The organism is Paracidovorax sp. (assembly GCF_057642795.1).
Genome location: NZ_JBXYZY010000021.1, coordinates 251296 through 265370, shown reverse-complemented (window position 1 = coordinate 265370; position 14075 = coordinate 251296). Strand labels below are relative to the sequence as shown.

Annotated in this window: 12 protein-coding genes; 7 read left to right on the top strand and 5 right to left on the bottom strand. The window is 69.2% G+C overall.

All coding sequences use genetic code 11. The features are described 5' to 3' along the window. The first annotated feature begins 8 nt into the window (after positions 1 to 8). From AC3A84_RS08100 to AC3A84_RS08090, 3 genes are all read left to right on the top strand, one after another. On the top strand, positions 9 to 581 hold the full coding sequence (locus tag AC3A84_RS08100) for a methylated-DNA--[protein]-cysteine S-methyltransferase (protein ID WP_487969088.1): 573 nt from the start codon (positions 9 to 11) through the stop codon (positions 579 to 581). After that, a complete protein-coding gene (locus tag AC3A84_RS08095) occupies positions 578 to 1513 on the top strand; it encodes a DMT family transporter (RefSeq protein ID WP_487969087.1) in 936 nt (311 codons plus the stop codon). Before AC3A84_RS08100 ends, AC3A84_RS08095 begins: the two co-directional genes overlap by 4 nt. A 117-nt stretch (positions 1514 to 1630) precedes the next feature. Further along, entirely contained in the window at positions 1631 to 5476 is a 3846-nt protein-coding gene (locus AC3A84_RS08090) for a sensor domain-containing protein (protein ID WP_487969086.1), read from the top strand. Between the two features lie 133 nt (positions 5477 to 5609). Here the strand turns inward: AC3A84_RS08090 and AC3A84_RS08085 are convergent, their stop codons facing one another. The 3 genes from AC3A84_RS08085 to AC3A84_RS08075 form a co-directional block, all read right to left on the bottom strand. After that, positions 5610 to 7520 (bottom strand): propionate--CoA ligase, encoded by a 1911-nt coding sequence (locus AC3A84_RS08085; RefSeq protein ID WP_487969085.1) that lies wholly within the window; start codon positions 7518 to 7520, stop codon positions 5610 to 5612. A 155-nt stretch (positions 7521 to 7675) separates the two neighbouring features. Further along, entirely contained in the window at positions 7676 to 8290 is a 615-nt protein-coding gene (locus tag AC3A84_RS08080) for an isochorismatase family protein (protein WP_288509027.1), read from the bottom strand. A gap of 114 nt (positions 8291 to 8404) precedes the next feature. Continuing rightward, positions 8405 to 9556, bottom strand: coding sequence for a PQQ-dependent sugar dehydrogenase (locus AC3A84_RS08075; protein ID WP_487969084.1), 1152 nt, complete (start codon positions 9554 to 9556; stop codon positions 8405 to 8407). A gap of 241 nt (positions 9557 to 9797) precedes the next feature. Between AC3A84_RS08075 and AC3A84_RS08070 the strand changes: the two genes are divergently transcribed. The 3 genes from AC3A84_RS08070 (at position 9798) to AC3A84_RS08060 (ending at position 11422) form a co-directional block, all read left to right on the top strand. Next, positions 9798 to 10373, top strand: coding sequence for a C40 family peptidase (locus tag AC3A84_RS08070; RefSeq protein WP_487969083.1), 576 nt, complete (start codon positions 9798 to 9800; stop codon positions 10371 to 10373). A 243-nt stretch (positions 10374 to 10616) separates the two neighbouring features. Further along, the gene (locus AC3A84_RS08065) at positions 10617 to 10868 is read left to right on the top strand and encodes a GlsB/YeaQ/YmgE family stress response membrane protein (RefSeq protein ID WP_487969082.1); all 252 of its coding nucleotides are present in this window, start codon (positions 10617 to 10619) and stop codon (positions 10866 to 10868) included. A 35-nt stretch (positions 10869 to 10903) separates the two neighbouring features. Next, positions 10904 to 11422 (top strand): hypothetical protein, encoded by a 519-nt coding sequence (locus AC3A84_RS08060; protein ID WP_487969081.1) that lies wholly within the window; start codon positions 10904 to 10906, stop codon positions 11420 to 11422. A 45-nt stretch (positions 11423 to 11467) separates the two neighbouring features. Here the strand turns inward: AC3A84_RS08060 and AC3A84_RS08055 are convergent, their stop codons facing one another. Together AC3A84_RS08055 and AC3A84_RS08050 are read right to left on the bottom strand one after the other, a co-directional pair. Next, complete coding sequence (locus tag AC3A84_RS08055) at positions 11468 to 12520, bottom strand: Bug family tripartite tricarboxylate transporter substrate binding protein (protein WP_487969080.1); 1053 nt, start codon at positions 12518 to 12520, stop codon at positions 11468 to 11470. Between the two features lie 75 nt (positions 12521 to 12595). Beyond that, entirely contained in the window at positions 12596 to 13099 is a 504-nt protein-coding gene (locus AC3A84_RS08050) for a DUF3237 domain-containing protein (protein WP_487969079.1), read from the bottom strand. Between the two features lie 96 nt (positions 13100 to 13195). On the opposite strand from AC3A84_RS08050, the gene AC3A84_RS08045 reads away from it, so the two are divergent. Beyond that, entirely contained in the window at positions 13196 to 13996 is an 801-nt protein-coding gene (locus AC3A84_RS08045) for a helix-turn-helix transcriptional regulator (RefSeq protein ID WP_487969078.1), read from the top strand. Positions 13997 to 14075: the final 79 nt, after the last annotated feature.

Below are 14075 nucleotides of genomic sequence, written 5' to 3'. Positions count from 1 at the left end.
AGTATTCCATGCCCTTTTCTTCCGACATCGTGCAAAGCCGCATCGCCACGCCGCTGGGCGACGTGCGGCTGGCCGCATCGCCCCGCGGCTTGGCCGGCCTCTGGTTCGACGGCCAGCGCCATCAGCCCGTGCAGCCGCTGGACGGGCCCGCCGCCTGGCCGCATGAATCCGGCCACCCCGTGCTGCGCGAAGCGGCCCGCCAGTTGTGCGATTACCTGGCCGGCCAGCGCACCCGCTTTGACCTGCCGCTGGACCTGGATTCGGGCACGCCCTTCCAGCAGGCCGTGTGGCAGGCGCTGCTGAGCATTCGCCACGGCGCGACGATGAGCTACGGGGCTCTCAGCCGCCAGCTCGGCCAGCCGCTGGCGGTGCGCGCCGTGGGCGCGGCCGTGGGCCGCAACCCCATCAGCGTGATCGTTCCCTGCCACCGCGTGCTGGGTTCGGGCGGCGCGCTGACGGGCTATGCCGGCGGGCTGGAGCGCAAGTCGGCCCTGTTGCGGCTGGAGGGCGCACTCGCCTCGCAGAAGGCGGCCGCGGGCAACGACGCGCTGCCGCTCTTCGCGGCCGAGGCGCAGCCATGAGCGCCGCCAGCACTGCAGGCTCTGCCACGGGCGACCGGGGCTGGGTGGCCGAATTCGTACTGCTCGCCGCCATCTGGGGCTCGTCCTTCCTCTTTACGCGGCTGGGCGCGGCCGAGTTCGGTCCGCTGCCTACCGCCGGCCTGCGCACGGGCCTGGCCGCCGTCTTCCTATGGCCCCTGCTGATGCGCCAGGGGCAGTGGCCGGCCCTGCGGCAGCACTGGAAGCCGATCTTGCTGAGCGGAGTCATCAATTCGGCGATCCCGTTCGCGCTCTATGCCTGGGTGGTCACGCACCTGGCCACGGGCCTGACCTCCATCCTCAACGCCACCGTGCCGCTCTTCGGCGCGCTGGTGGCCTGGGCCTGGCTGGGCGACCGCATCAGCCGGCTGCGCACGCTGGGCCTGGTGCTGGGCTTTGTCGGCGTGGCCTTGCTGGCTTTGCGGGTGCCGTCGGGCGCGGGCGGGCAGTCGCCCTATGCCATCTGGGCCATGGCGGCCTGCCTGCTGGCCACCACCTGCTACGCGGTGGCCGCGAGCTTCGCGCGGCGCTATCTGGTGGGCGTGCCGGCGCTGGCCAATGCAGCCGGCAGCCAGGTGGGCGCTTCGCTGGCGCTGGCCGTACCCACGATCTGGTTCTGGCCGGCGCAGATGCCGGGACCCCGCGCCTGGGCGGCGATCGCGTTCATCTCGGTGGTGTGCACCGGCATCGCCTATGTGCTGTATTTCCGGCTGATCGCCCGTGCGGGGCCGAGCCGGGCGCTGACGGTGACCTTCCTCGCGCCGGTGTTCGCGGTGGCCTATGGCGCCATCTTCCTGCACGAGGCCATCACGCCCTGGATGCTGGGCTGCGGCCTGGTGATCGTGTGCGGCACCATGCTCTCCACCGGCCTCGTGCGCGGCCGGCAGCCTCATGCAGCAACGCCCGTGACCTGAAAACTCCGCCGAGCGAGGCGGCAGGCACCCTACACTCGCGGCCATGCGCGCCGATACCACGCCCAATTTTCCTTGCACCCAGCGGTCCAGCCGCCTTGGCCTGCCGGGGCATTGACCGTGCTGCTAGCCCCCTTCGTACTCACCTGCCTGGTGTATCTGTCGCTGCCCGCCTTCGTGGCGATGCTGCCGCAATCACGCCAGCGCTCGCGCCAACGGCAATTGGCGATCGGCGCCTTCGCCGGCATGCTGTCCGCGCTGGGGGGGCTGGTGGCACCCCAGCTCATCGAGCATCTGAGTAATGGCACGCACCTGGTCATCCGGCCGGCCCTGGTGGCGGTCTGCTGCTTCACTTTCGGGCCGCTGTCCGGCGCGGTGGCCGCAGCCCTGCCCCTGGTGGCCCACCTGCTGACGGGAGCGCAGGACCTGTCCATGGGCGCTGCACTGCTGCAGGCCGTGGCCGTGGTCACGCTGGGCAGCGCGTTGGCGGTGATCCGTGCCCGACACGAGGCGCGTTCCAACTGGCTGCTGCTGGCCCTGGCGGCACTGCTGCCCGTGGCGCTGGCCCCCTGGGCGGCGGGCGGACCTGCCACATGGCCCTGGCATTACGGCGTGGCGGTGCTGGCGCTGGGGAGCCTGCTCGAATTGCACCGCGCCTACCGCCATACCGTGAGACAGCTGAGCACGCGCGAGCAGGAATTGCTGCAAACGCTGGAGGCTTTCGGCAGCGGCCACTGGGAGTGGCAGTTGCGGGGCGGGCGCTTTGTCTTCATCTACCACGGCGTGTTCTACCAGGCATTCGGCCTGCCGCAGGACCCCGGGCCCGACGGCGTGGCGCATGACGTGGCCTGGCAGCGCTGGAATGCACTGCGCCACCCGGAGGACGCCGACCGCATCGGCCCGCACCTGCACAGCGCCATGCAGGGCAACGAGGACGCCTATGAAGCCCAGTACCGCATGCGCGACCTGCAGGGCCGCTGGCGCTGGATCATCTCGCGCGGCCAGGTGGTCGAACGCGACGAACACGGCCGCGCCGTGCGCATCATGGGCATGGATGTCGATGTGACCGAACAGCGCGCGCTGCTCGATGCGCTGAACGTGTCGGAAGCCAAGTACACCATCGTGTACCAGACCTTGCCGGACCCCGCGGGCATCATCCGGCTGCGAGATGGCTGCTGCCTGGACGTGAATCCCGCGCTGGCACGGCTGCTGGAGAGGCCGACCTCAGAGATCGTGGGGCAGACGGCCACGCAGCTGGGCATCTGGACGTCGGCCCGCGAACGCGCCGCGCTGCTGTCCGCGCTGGAACTCAAGCGGGGCGTCGTGGGCCTGCCGATCACGGTCACCCCACAGGGGCGCACGCTGCGCGGGCAGCTGTCCGCCCAGACCATCCGGCTCGATGGCGAGAGCTGCATGGTGTTCGTTTTCCACGATCTGACAGAAGCCTCGCGGATGCGCGACGAACTGGAGGCCGCCCACACTGTGCTGCAGCAAGCCGGGCGCATGGCGCGGCTGGGGGTGTGGCTGAATGTCTATCCCGTACCCGGCGGGCCGGCGTATTGGTCTGACGTCTGCTACGCCATCCACGGCATGGAGCCTGGCGCGCCACTGCCTTCGGCCCGGGACTACCTGCGCGATTTCATTGCCCCGGAGTGGCAGGATCTGGTGCGCTCGCACTTCCTGCGGGTCTTCACCGATCCGGTCGCATGGCGCATGGAAATCGAGCTCATGCGAGCCGACGGCCGTCGTATCTGGGTCCGCATGAGCGCAGAGCCCGAACTCGAGAACGGGCGCCTGGTGCGCCTGCGTGGCGTGCTGCAGGACATCGACGAGGCCAAGCGCGCCGAGCAGGGCCTGCGCCAGTCCGAGGCGCGCTTCGCGCAGATGTTCCGCGCCATGCCCTATCCCATGGGCCTCACGCGCCAGACCACCGGTGCCTATATCGACGTGAACCCCGCCTGGGAGCAGGCCACCGGCTTCAGCCGGGAGGAGGCGCTCGACAACACGGTGGTGGGCCTGGGGCTCTACACGCTGGAGCAGCGCAGCCAGCTGAGACGGCAGGCGGAGATCCAGGGCGGATTGCTGGCCTTCGAGGCCGAGATGCGCACGCGCAGCGGCGAGCGGCGCACGCTGCTGCAGTCGATGAGCCCGGTCGAATCCAACGGTGAGTCATGCTGGCTGTTCGTGCTGCACGACATCACCGAGCGCCAGCGGGCCGAGCAGCGCGTGCGTGAGCGCGAAGCACAGCTGTCGCTCACCATCTCGGCCGCCACGTTGAGCCTCTGGGACTGGAATCTGCAGACCGGCCTCATCACCGGTGACTCGCGCTGGCAGGCCCTGCACGGCCTGCAGCCGGGCGAAGGGGATGCGGGCGTGCCGTGGCAAACCGCCATAGCGCCGCAGCATCTCGAATCCATCGAGGCCGAATGCCGGCGCCATGCCGCGCAGAGCACGACACCTTTCGACGCCACCTGGCAGGTGCGCAGCCAGGGCGGCGGCGCGCTCTGGCTGCGCAACCTGGGCACCATCATCGAGCGGGACTTGCGGGGCGGTCCGCTGCGCATGGTGGGCGTGGGCATCGACGTGACCAGCCAGCACGAAAAGCAGGCCGTTTTGCAGCTGCTGGCGCACCACGATGCCCTGACCGGCCTGCCCAACCGGGTCTTGATGGGAGACCGGTTGCAGGATGCGATGGACTCGGCGCGCGAGCACGGCACGCTGATGGGCCTGGCCTACCTGGACCTGGATGGCTTCAAGCCCGTCAACGACCGCCTGGGGCACGGCGCGGGCGACCAGCTGCTGGTGGTGATCGCCGGCCGCCTGAGCCGCGCCCTGCGGCCGATGGACTGCGTAGCGCGTCTGGGCGGGGACGAGTTCGCCGTGCTGATGCCCGACCTGGCTTCGCGCGAGGAATGCGAACGCCTGTTGCGCGGGTTGATGGACGGCGTGGCCGCTCCCTATCAGTTGGAGGGCGAACGCGTGGTCGTCACCGCCAGCATCGGCTACACCCTCTTTCCCGACGACGAGGCCGACGCCGACACCCTCCTGCGCCATGCCGACCAGGCCATGTATGTCGCCAAGCAGGCCGGACGCAACCGCTACCACGCCTTCGATGCGGCGCAGGAGCGGGCCCAACTGGCACGCCGCGCCCAGGCCACCGAGCTGGCCGAAGCCATGGCGCAGGGCCAGTTCGCGCTCTATCTGCAGCCCAAGGTGGACATGCGCCGGGGCACGGTGATCGGCGCAGAGGCACTCGCCCGCTGGAACCACCAACAGCGCGGGCTGCTCGCGCCCGCAGCCTTCCTGCACCTGATAGACAGCACCGAGGTGCAGGCCCTGTTTGGCGAATGGGTGACCGACACCGCCCTGGGCCTGATCGCCGGGCTGTACCGCGCCGGGCTGGAGCTGCCCATCAGCATCAATATCTCCGCCGAGCACCTGCAGCACCAGGGCTTTGCCGACTGGATGATCCACCGCATCACCACGCAGCCGGAAGCGCCGCCGCACCTGCTGGACATCGAGATCACCGAAAGCGCAGCGCTTTACGACATAGACCACGTCGCGGTCGAGCTCGAACGCCTGCGCACCCTGGGCGTGATGGTCTCGCTGGACGACTTCGGCACCGGCTACTCGTCGCTCGCCTATCTGCGGCGGCTGCCGCTGGACCACATCAAGCTCGACCGCAGCTTCGTGCACAACATGACCACCGACACGGGCGACCGCGCCATCGTGCGCGGCGTGATCGGACTCGGAGACTCCTTCGGCCACCGCATCATCGCCGAGGGCGTGGAGACCATCGAGCAGGGCGAAATGCTGCTGGACATGGGCTGCACCTGGGCCCAGGGCTACTGCATCGCCCGGCCCATGCCGGCCGAGGAGTTCGCCGGCTGGGTGCGCCAGTGGCAGGCGCCGCGTGCCTGGCGGGTACGGCCCGCGCCCTGGCAGCACGCCTACGGAGGCCTCTGAGCCTTCGGGGCCCGGGCCCTTCGCCCCGCCCACCGGGGATTGCCGGCATTTTGCCCGCAAGCCCCGGTGCAGCAAGCGTCAATCGCTATTTAAACGATAGCAAATCTGCACGGCGGTGGCACGGCGGAGAGGGTCAGCGCGCCATCAGATTCCTCACCTGCTGCAGCGCGGACGGGTCGTCCAGCGTCGTCAGATCGCCCGGGTCGCGCCGCTCGGCCACCGCTTGCAGCGCACGGCGCAGCAGCTTGCCGCTGCGGGTCTTGGGCAACAGGCTGACGAAGAGCACGCGCGAAGGCCGGGCCACAGCGCCCAGCTGCCCATCCACGCGCTGCATCACCTCGCCCTCCAGCCGGCGCGCCGCCTCTTCATCGGCGAGGGCCGCCGCATCGCGCGGCACCGCGAAGGCCATGGCCACCTGGCCCTTGACCGCGTCGGCCACGCCCACGACCGCCACTTCAGCGATGCCGGCGTGCGCGGCGATGCTCTCCTCGATCTCGCGCGTGCCCAGCCGGTGGCCGGCCACGTTGATGACATCGTCGGTACGGCCCAGGATGAAGTAGTAGCCGTCCTCGTCGCGGATGCCCCAGTCGAAGGTGCTGTAGCGCATGGGCCCGGGCAGGCTCTTCCAGTAGGTGTTGACGAAGCGCTCGTCGTCGCGCCACACGGTCTGCATGCAGCCGGGCGGCAGTGGCCCGTCGATGGCCAGCACGCCTTTCTGGCCGGGCGCGGTCAATTCTTCGCCCGTCAGCTCGTCGATCAGCTTCACGTTGTACCCATAAACGGCCCGGCCCGGGCTGCCCAGGCGCGGCACCTGGTGCGCGATGCCCATCGCCAGCGTGAGGATGGGCCAGCCGGTCTCGGTCTGCCAGTAGTTGTCGATGATGGGCACGCCCAGCGCCTTTCCGATCCAGTCGGCCGTGGGTGCATCCAGGGGCTCGCCGGCCAGCCACAGCGCCTTGAGCGAGGACACGTCGTGGCGCGCCAGGCAGGACGCGTCCTGCTTCTTGAGCACCCGCACCGCCGTGGGTGCGGAGAACATGTGCGTCACCCGGTGGCGCTCCACGATGCCCCACCACACGCTCGCGTCGGGCCGGGTGGGCAGGCCTTCGTAGAAGATGGTGGTCATGCCCGCCAGCAGCGGGCCATAGACGATGTAGCTGTGACCCACCACCCAGCCAATGTCGCTGGTGGCGAAGAACACCTGGCCGGCCTGCGCATCGAAGAGGTGCCGCATGCTGGCCGCCAGCGCCACCGCGTAGCCGCCCGTATCGCGCTGCACGCCCTTGGGCCGGCCGGTGGTGCCGCTGGTGTAGAGCGTATAGCTGGGGTGGGTGGCGTCCACCCATTCGCAAGGCACCTGGGCATCGAGGTGCCGCTCGCGCAGCGCCACCCAGGCGTGATCCCGGCCGGCCTGCATCGGCAGGGGCGCCAGGCCCCGGTCCAGAAGCAGCACGGAGGCCGGCTGGTGGCGCGAGAGGCGCAGAGCCTCATCCAGCAGCGGCTTGTAGGGCACGACCTTGCCGCCGCGCGAGCCCGCATCGGCGCTGACGATGGCCACCGGCTCGGCATCGTCGATGCGCGAGGCCAGCGCCCCGGCCGCGAAGCCGCCGAACACCACGCAGTGCAGCGCGCCGATGCGGGTGCAGGCCAGCATGGCGAAGGCAGCCTCGGCCACCATGGGCATGTAGATCAACACCCGGTCGCCGCGCTGCACGCCCAGCGACTGCAGCATGGCGGCCACCCGCTGCACCTCGGCGTGCAGTTCGGCGTACGAATAGCTGCGCTCGGTGCCGGTCTCGGTCGAGATGGCGACCAGCGCGGGCTGCCCGGCACGCTCGGCCAGGTGCCGGTCCACGGCGTTGTGGCAGAGGTTGGTAGTGCCGCCGGCGAACCAGCGCGCGAAGGGCGGCTGGGAGAAGTCGCAGATCTGCGACGGGGGCGTGTGCCAGTCGATCAGTCGGGACTGCTCGGCCCAGAAGGCGTCGCGGTCCTCGATGGAGCGGCGATGGAATGCGGCGGCGGGGTCCACGGTGGGGGCGGTCATGGGCTTGTCTCCTGGTTGTTGGTCATGCCTGCCCGCACGATTGTGCTCAGCCGCCTGTCACCAACCTTGCGCGAGGGCAAGTACCTACCCCACCCTGCCCTGCCTCGCCCCACCGCGCTCACCCGCAGGCCGCCGCCTGCCCAGCGCTCGGCGCCTTACTTCACCAGCGCCAGCACGTCCTTGAAGGCCGGGTGCTCACAGCCGCGCAGCCATTCGAAGGCCACCATCTCGGTGGTCACGAGCTCGGCTCCAGCGCCGGCCAGGCGATCGAAGGCCGCATCGCGGTTGCGCTCGGTGCGCGAACCGCAGGCGTCGGTCACCACCCAGACTTCGAACTCGTCTTCCAGCAGGTCCAGCGCCGTCTGCAGCAGGCAGACGTGGGCCTCGCAGCCGGCGATGACGATGCTGCCGCGCTCATCGGCGCCGCCCTGCGGCTGCTGGGGCTTTTGCAGGTGGCGCGGCAAGCTGCGGGCGTTGCCGCCCTGCTGGGGCTTGGCGGGCGGGCGCAGCCATTCGCCCAGGCCTTCGTCGGCCGCGCTGAACTGCATCTTGGCCAGCGTGCGGCGGCATGCGGCGCGCACCACGGCGTCGTTGGGCCCCAGGCGCGAGGGGTTCTGCTCGGTGCCCCAGACCGGCACCTCCAGGGCCTGAGCCACCTGCGCGAGCAGCCGTGCATTGGCCAGCACGGCCGCGCCATCGGCAATGGCGGGCATCAGGCGTTCCTGGTAGTCCACCAGGACGAGTTGGGATTCGAGGGCGTCGAGGAGCATGGCGTGCCTTTGTCCGGCTGAAAAGAGATGGAAATGAGCGGCCCGCGCTTGCAGCGCCGGGGCGGGCAGCTATCAATCATATAGCAGCAGCAATCCGTGCCCCGCACCCCCGGCTCAGGGCCTGAGCCGAAGCAGTTGACCTTCGGGACTGTCGGTCAGCAGGTAGATCCAGCCGTCCGGACCTTGCCGCACGTCGCGGATGCGGTGGCCAGCCTTGTCCAGCAGATATTCGTCGCACACCACCCGGCCCGTGGCATCGAACTGCAGACGATGCAGGCGGGCGAAGCGCAGCGAACCCACGAACAGGCTGCCCTTCCAGGCTGCGCCGTAGCGGTCGCTGGTCAAGAAGGCCATGCCCGAAGGCGCGATGGACGGCACCCAGTAGTGCAGCGGCTGCTCCATGCCGGCCTTGGCGGCACCTTCGCCGATCTTGCCGCCGCCGTAGTTCTCGCCATAGGTAATGACCGGCCAGCCGTAATTGCGCCCGGCTTGCACGATATTGACCTCATCGCCGCCCTGCGGGCCATGCTCGTGGACCCAGAGCCGCCCGTCCGGCCCCAGCGCCGCGCCCTGCACGTTGCGGTGCCCCCAGCTCCAGATCTCCGGCAAGGCGCCGGCCGGCGCCGCGTTGCCGGGCGCGGCCCCACCCTCGGCACGCACATGCACGATCTTGCCCAGGTGGTTGTCCAGCGTCTGCGCGTCGTCCTTGCGCTGGAAGCGGTCGCCCAGCGTGAGGAACAGGCCACCCTGCCCGTCCTGCACGATGCGGCAGCCGAAATGCGCGTTGCTGCGGACCTTGGGCTTCTGGCTGAAGATCACCTGCACGTCCTTGAGCGCCCTGTCGTCGGGCGAGAGCGTGGCCCGTGCCAGCGCGGTGCTGTTGGTGCCTGCGCCTTGGGCATCGGGCTCGGAAAAGCAGAAGTAAACGCGGCGGTTGCGTTCGAAGTCGGCGTCGGTGGCGACGTCCAGCAGGCCACCTTGTCCTCCGACGGCGATGGATGGCAGCCCTGCCAGTGGCGGGCTCAGACGCCCGTCGGGCTCCACCACGCGCAGACGGCCAGGGCGCTCCGTCACCAGAAAGCGCCCGCCGGGCAGAAAGGCCAGGCCCCAGGGGTGGTCCAGCCCGGTGGCGACGACCTCGGTGGACACCGCGGCGCGCGCCGCCACGGGCGCGACCGGCTTTTCCGACCCGACGGCCGCATGCACGGGGATGACCGCCCAGGCGATGGCGGTCGTAACGACGATGGCCTTTGCTACGTTAACCATAGCATTCTGTGGGCTGTGCATCAGGGCAGCGCCTGCATTTCGTTGCAAATTCATGATGGACTCCTCCAGGGCGACGCGCGCGAGGCCCGCACAGCTCCGCAAACCCGCATGTTTTCTGGCTCTTCGGCTATTTTTGATCGGCAAAGACCATCACTGTCGCCGGGCCAAAGACCCTCAAAAAGCAGGAGGACCGGCATTTTTTTGTAGGACTTCAGCGCAAGCCATGCTACTCTCGCGACCCATGTCACGTTGGATTTGCTTTTTGTTACTTGTTGGGGCCCAAGCCGTCCATGCGGCTCCTGCCGCCAGCAAGATCAGCGACGATGAAATCGACCGCATCCTCAAGGAACGCGGTCTGATCACCCAGCTCCAGGAAGTGCGTCACGACGTCGCCGATCGCACGACCACCCTGGTCTCCACGGCCATGGGCTTTCTGGGTGTTCCCTACCGCCGCGGCGGCACCAGCGCGGAAACGGGTTTCGACTGCAGCGGTTTCGTCCGTACCATCTTCGAACAGGCCAAGGGCCTGATGCTGCCCCGCCGCGCAAAGGAGCAGGCTGCGGCCACCGAGGTCATCGACAAGAAGGACTTGAAACCCGGTGATCTGGTGTTCTTCAACACCATGCGCCACGCCTTCAGCCATGTCGGCATCTACCTGGGCGACGGAAAGTTCATCCACTCGCCCCGCACCGGCTCGGAAGTGCGCGTGGAAGACATGACGGGCACTTACTGGCAACGCCGTTTCAACGGCGCCCGCCGCGTCCTGGCAGAAGACGACTCTGCCACCGATGCAATCGCCAATTCCGCGCGCCGCTGAGCCGGCCACCGCAGCCGCGGGGCGCCTAGCGGGTTGATCGCCACAATCAGCCGCCTACGGGCGGCTTTTTTTCGTGCGTGCGGCGCACAAGCTACGCCACCGTGGCGCCGCCCCCTCGCCTGCCGAACGTGCGGCGCCGTCCTGCAAGCCGGCGTTCAACGGTTGGCAACAATGCTGGCCAGCGGCGGGCCAGGGAATGCCTGGGCGTCATTTTCATCCACTCGTTGTAAGGAAAAGCCTTTCATGATGTCTCTCCTCGGAACCCTCTTCGTCGGCCTGATCGTCGGCCTGCTGGCTCGCGCCCTCAAGCCCGGTGACGACAAGCTCGGCTGGTTCATGACCATGCTGCTCGGCGTGGCCGGCGCTTTCCTTGCCACCTATGTCGGCGTGGCCATGGGCTGGTACGCACAGGGCGAAGCGGCAGGCTGGATCGCCTCCATCGTGGGGGCCATCGTGCTGCTGGTGCTCTACGGCTTGATCCGGCGCAAGGCCTGATCCTCAGGCCCCGTGGCTGCCAGAGCCCCCAGCGCATGCTGAAGAAAAAACCCGCATGGCCGTCTGCCAAAGCGCTGGCAGACGGCGACCCCGCACTCCAGGCTGCCATCGAAAGCAGCCGCCGGCTGCTGCACCGCCGCGCGCTCTATGCGGCCGTGGCAGGCACGGTGCCGGTGCCCGGCCTCGACTGGGCGGTGGATGCGGCGCTGCTGTCGCGCCTGGTGCCAGAGATGAATGCGCGCTTTGGGCTGAGCGCGGCCCAGCTGGATGCGCTCACGCCCCACAAGCGGGAGCAGGTCCAAAAGGCGGTGTCGATGGTCGGCTCCGTACTGATCGGCAAGCTGGTCACGCGCGAGCTGGTGATCCGGGCCAGCCGCGCCCTGGGGTTGCGGCTGACGGCCAGCCAGGCCGCCAAGTTCGTGCCGCTGGCCGGCCAGGCCGTGTCAGCGGCGCTGGACTACGCGACTCTGCGCTATCTGGGGGAGCTCCACCTGCAGGACTGCGTGCGGGTGGTCAAGCAGGCACACCTTGCCTTGCCGCACCCGCAGGCTTGAGGCAGCCACACCACGCTCTTTCCTCAGCCGCGGGGGCTCACACGCTCAATCGGCCTTGAAACCCGTCGCAGCAACTGCCTTGCCCCACGTGGCGGTGTCCTCTGCAATGATGCGCGCGAATTCCTGCGGGCTTGTGCCTGTGGCCTTGAAGCCCGCGTCCTCCAGCCGGACCCGTCCTTCGGGCGACTGGGCTGCGCGAGCCACATCGGCGCCCAGTCGCGCGACGATGGCGGCTGGCGTGCGTGCTGGCGCGACGATCCCGAACCACGATGAGAATGCCACGGCCCCGTATCCCTGTTCCTTGAAGGTGGGCACGCCGGGGAGTGCGGCGCTGCGCGTGGCGCCGGTGGCGCCCAACGCCACCAGCTTGCCGGCCTTGACGTTGGGAGCGGCCAGTCCCACGCTGGCGAAGAGCCCTTGGACGTCGCCTCCGAAAAGCCCGGCTAACGCATCGGCCGTGCTCTTGTAATGCACGGGCTCGGGCTTGAGCTGGACGGCATCGCCAAACAACGCGGCGCCGAAATGTCCGGGCGTGCCGGCGCCGAAGGTCGCCATGAAGAGGCCCTGCGGGCGTTCCCGCGCCCAGGTGACGAAGTCACGTACGGTCCGGGCAGGCACCTTCTGAGGATCGACCAGCAACACGAAGTCGGACGTGGCGACCTGGCTCACCGCAGCGAAGTCCTTCTGCGGCGCGTAGGGCAGCCGACTATAGGTGCTGGGCGCAATGCTGAGCTGACCCGTCTCTCCCAGCATGAGCGTGTAGCCATCGGGCGCGGCGCGCGCGGCCTCGCTCGCGGCGATCAGGCCGGCCGCGCCGGGCTTGTTGTCAACGATCACGCCAACTCCGCCCCAACCTTCGGAGAGCCGCTGAGCCAGGAGGCGCGCCACGATGTCCGGCCCGCTGCCCGCGGGAAAGCCCACGATGATGCGCACCGGCCTGCTCGGGTAGCTGTTCGGAGTGCCCGGCTGCTCCGATGCGGCCGTCTGCGCCTGCACGGGGGTGACGACGGCCGCTGCCGTGCCCAAAAGGGCCGCACCGGCAAAGGCCAGCATGCGGCGGCGCGGCGATGGGACTGGAAGGTGTGAGGGCTTGTGCATCGATGTCTCCTTATGGGTTTTGTATTGCTCATGCGGGGCCGCGCCAAAGGGGCGGCAGGTCGTGATCTCAGCTCATCAGGTCAGCTCGAAGAAGCGCATGGACACGCGGTCCGGATAGCGCGCGCCCGTGCCGACGAAGCAGCGCTCCGAAATCCACGCCAGCGCCGGGCAAGGCGTCTCGAACCGCGGGTGGCAGCGAAAGTAGATCTGCGCCGGGTCCACGGGCTCGCCCCGGCCAAGCCGGGCGATCAGCTCGGCCGGCCCGCAGCGGATGGCCTGGTTCTGCACATAGATCCGGTCGCCGGCATCCGTTTCCAGCACATAGCGGGCGTCCAGCTCAGACAGGCGGCCATTCACGATGCGCTGGAAGTCTGCGCCGCCGGGCAGCACCCGCGCCACCCACCCGTCGCCCCTGGCGGTGCCGCCGACGATGGGTACGACGCGCCGCAGCCCCTGCGAGGTCTCGCCCACCTCCTGCGGCGGACCCACCTGCACCGCAAGGTCGGCGAAGAACTTCAGCAGGGGTGTCGGCAGCGCTTCGGGCCCGCCCTCAGAACCAAAACCTGGGTAATCATTCATGCGATCAGCGTAACTACCGATGCCGGCGCTGTCTGTCCTCCTGGAGGATGACAGTCCCATGCCACTCGACGCCCGCCCCCCTCACCCGAAGGCCCCATGAGACATTGGCTGCCTCCCTCGGCCTGCGCCGATGCGCCGGCTGGCACTGCCAGCACTGCCGGGCTCGCTGTCGAGGACCTGGTCGAGCGGCTGGGGGACGTGGACTTCGCGGCCCGCATGCTTGACGCACTGGCGCCGCTATTGCCCGCTGCGTCGTGGTCCATGTACCGCACAGGCCAGCGCTGCCAGCCCGCGCTGTTCCTTTCTGCCAGCCGTGGCGTTCCCGACACCACACGGGACTGCTGGCAGGCCTATTTGTCAGGGCCCTGCCGCAGCGACGGCACCTGGGGTGCGGCGCAAGCTGCACCCCGGCCCCGGCTCTGCCATGTCACGGCCGGCGAGATCGCGGCTGACCACCGGACTCGGGTGTATGACGCCCATGGCGTAGCCGAGCGCGTCTCGGTGGCGCTGGACGACGCGCAGGACGGCTCCGTTCTGGCCCTCAACTTCTACCGCCATGCGCACCAGCCACCCTTTCACGACCGGCATCTCTGCGCCTTCGAATCGGTTGCGCCGCTTCTGCTGGCGCTGGCACGCAAGCACATCGCCCTGACCCGGCCGGCACCTCGGCCGGACCTCGGCGCGCTGACGGAGCGACTGCTGCGCTTGGAAGGGCGCCTGACCCCGCGCGAGGTCGATGTCTGCGCGCGCCTACTGCAGGGCATGACGCACGACGGCATCGCCAGCGACCTGGGTCTGGGCCTGCCCACGGTCAAGACCTACCGCAACCGCGCGTTCGCGCGACTGGGCATCCACTTCCGCAACGAGCTCTTCGCCAGGGTGCTGGGCGATGCCTGACGGGCCGCTGCGGCGGCCTGCGCCCGCGCCGCACGGCACAATCGCGGGCCAGTGACTGCAACCGGCCCTTCTGCCCCTC

Coding starts and splice junctions, on each gene's coding strand:
- AC3A84_RS08080 (WP_288509027.1), bottom strand. CDS start 8,290: ATGCTCCTCGACGCCCTCGAATCCCAACTCGTCCTGGTGGACTACCAG.
- AC3A84_RS08085 (WP_487969085.1), bottom strand. CDS start 7,520: ATGACCGCCCCCACCGTGGACCCCGCCGCCGCATTCCATCGCCGCTCC.
- AC3A84_RS08060 (WP_487969081.1), top strand. CDS start 10,904: ATGCTGAAGAAAAAACCCGCATGGCCGTCTGCCAAAGCGCTGGCAGAC.
- AC3A84_RS08050 (WP_487969079.1), bottom strand. CDS start 13,099: ATGAATGATTACCCAGGTTTTGGTTCTGAGGGCGGGCCCGAAGCGCTG.
- AC3A84_RS08100 (WP_487969088.1), top strand. CDS start 9: ATGCCCTTTTCTTCCGACATCGTGCAAAGCCGCATCGCCACGCCGCTG.
- AC3A84_RS08055 (WP_487969080.1), bottom strand. CDS start 12,520: ATGCACAAGCCCTCACACCTTCCAGTCCCATCGCCGCGCCGCCGCATG.
- AC3A84_RS08045 (WP_487969078.1), top strand. CDS start 13,196: ATGAGACATTGGCTGCCTCCCTCGGCCTGCGCCGATGCGCCGGCTGGC.
- AC3A84_RS08065 (WP_487969082.1), top strand. CDS start 10,617: ATGATGTCTCTCCTCGGAACCCTCTTCGTCGGCCTGATCGTCGGCCTG.
- AC3A84_RS08075 (WP_487969084.1), bottom strand. CDS start 9,556: ATGGTTAACGTAGCAAAGGCCATCGTCGTTACGACCGCCATCGCCTGG.
- AC3A84_RS08070 (WP_487969083.1), top strand. CDS start 9,798: ATGTCACGTTGGATTTGCTTTTTGTTACTTGTTGGGGCCCAAGCCGTC.
- AC3A84_RS08095 (WP_487969087.1), top strand. CDS start 578: ATGAGCGCCGCCAGCACTGCAGGCTCTGCCACGGGCGACCGGGGCTGG.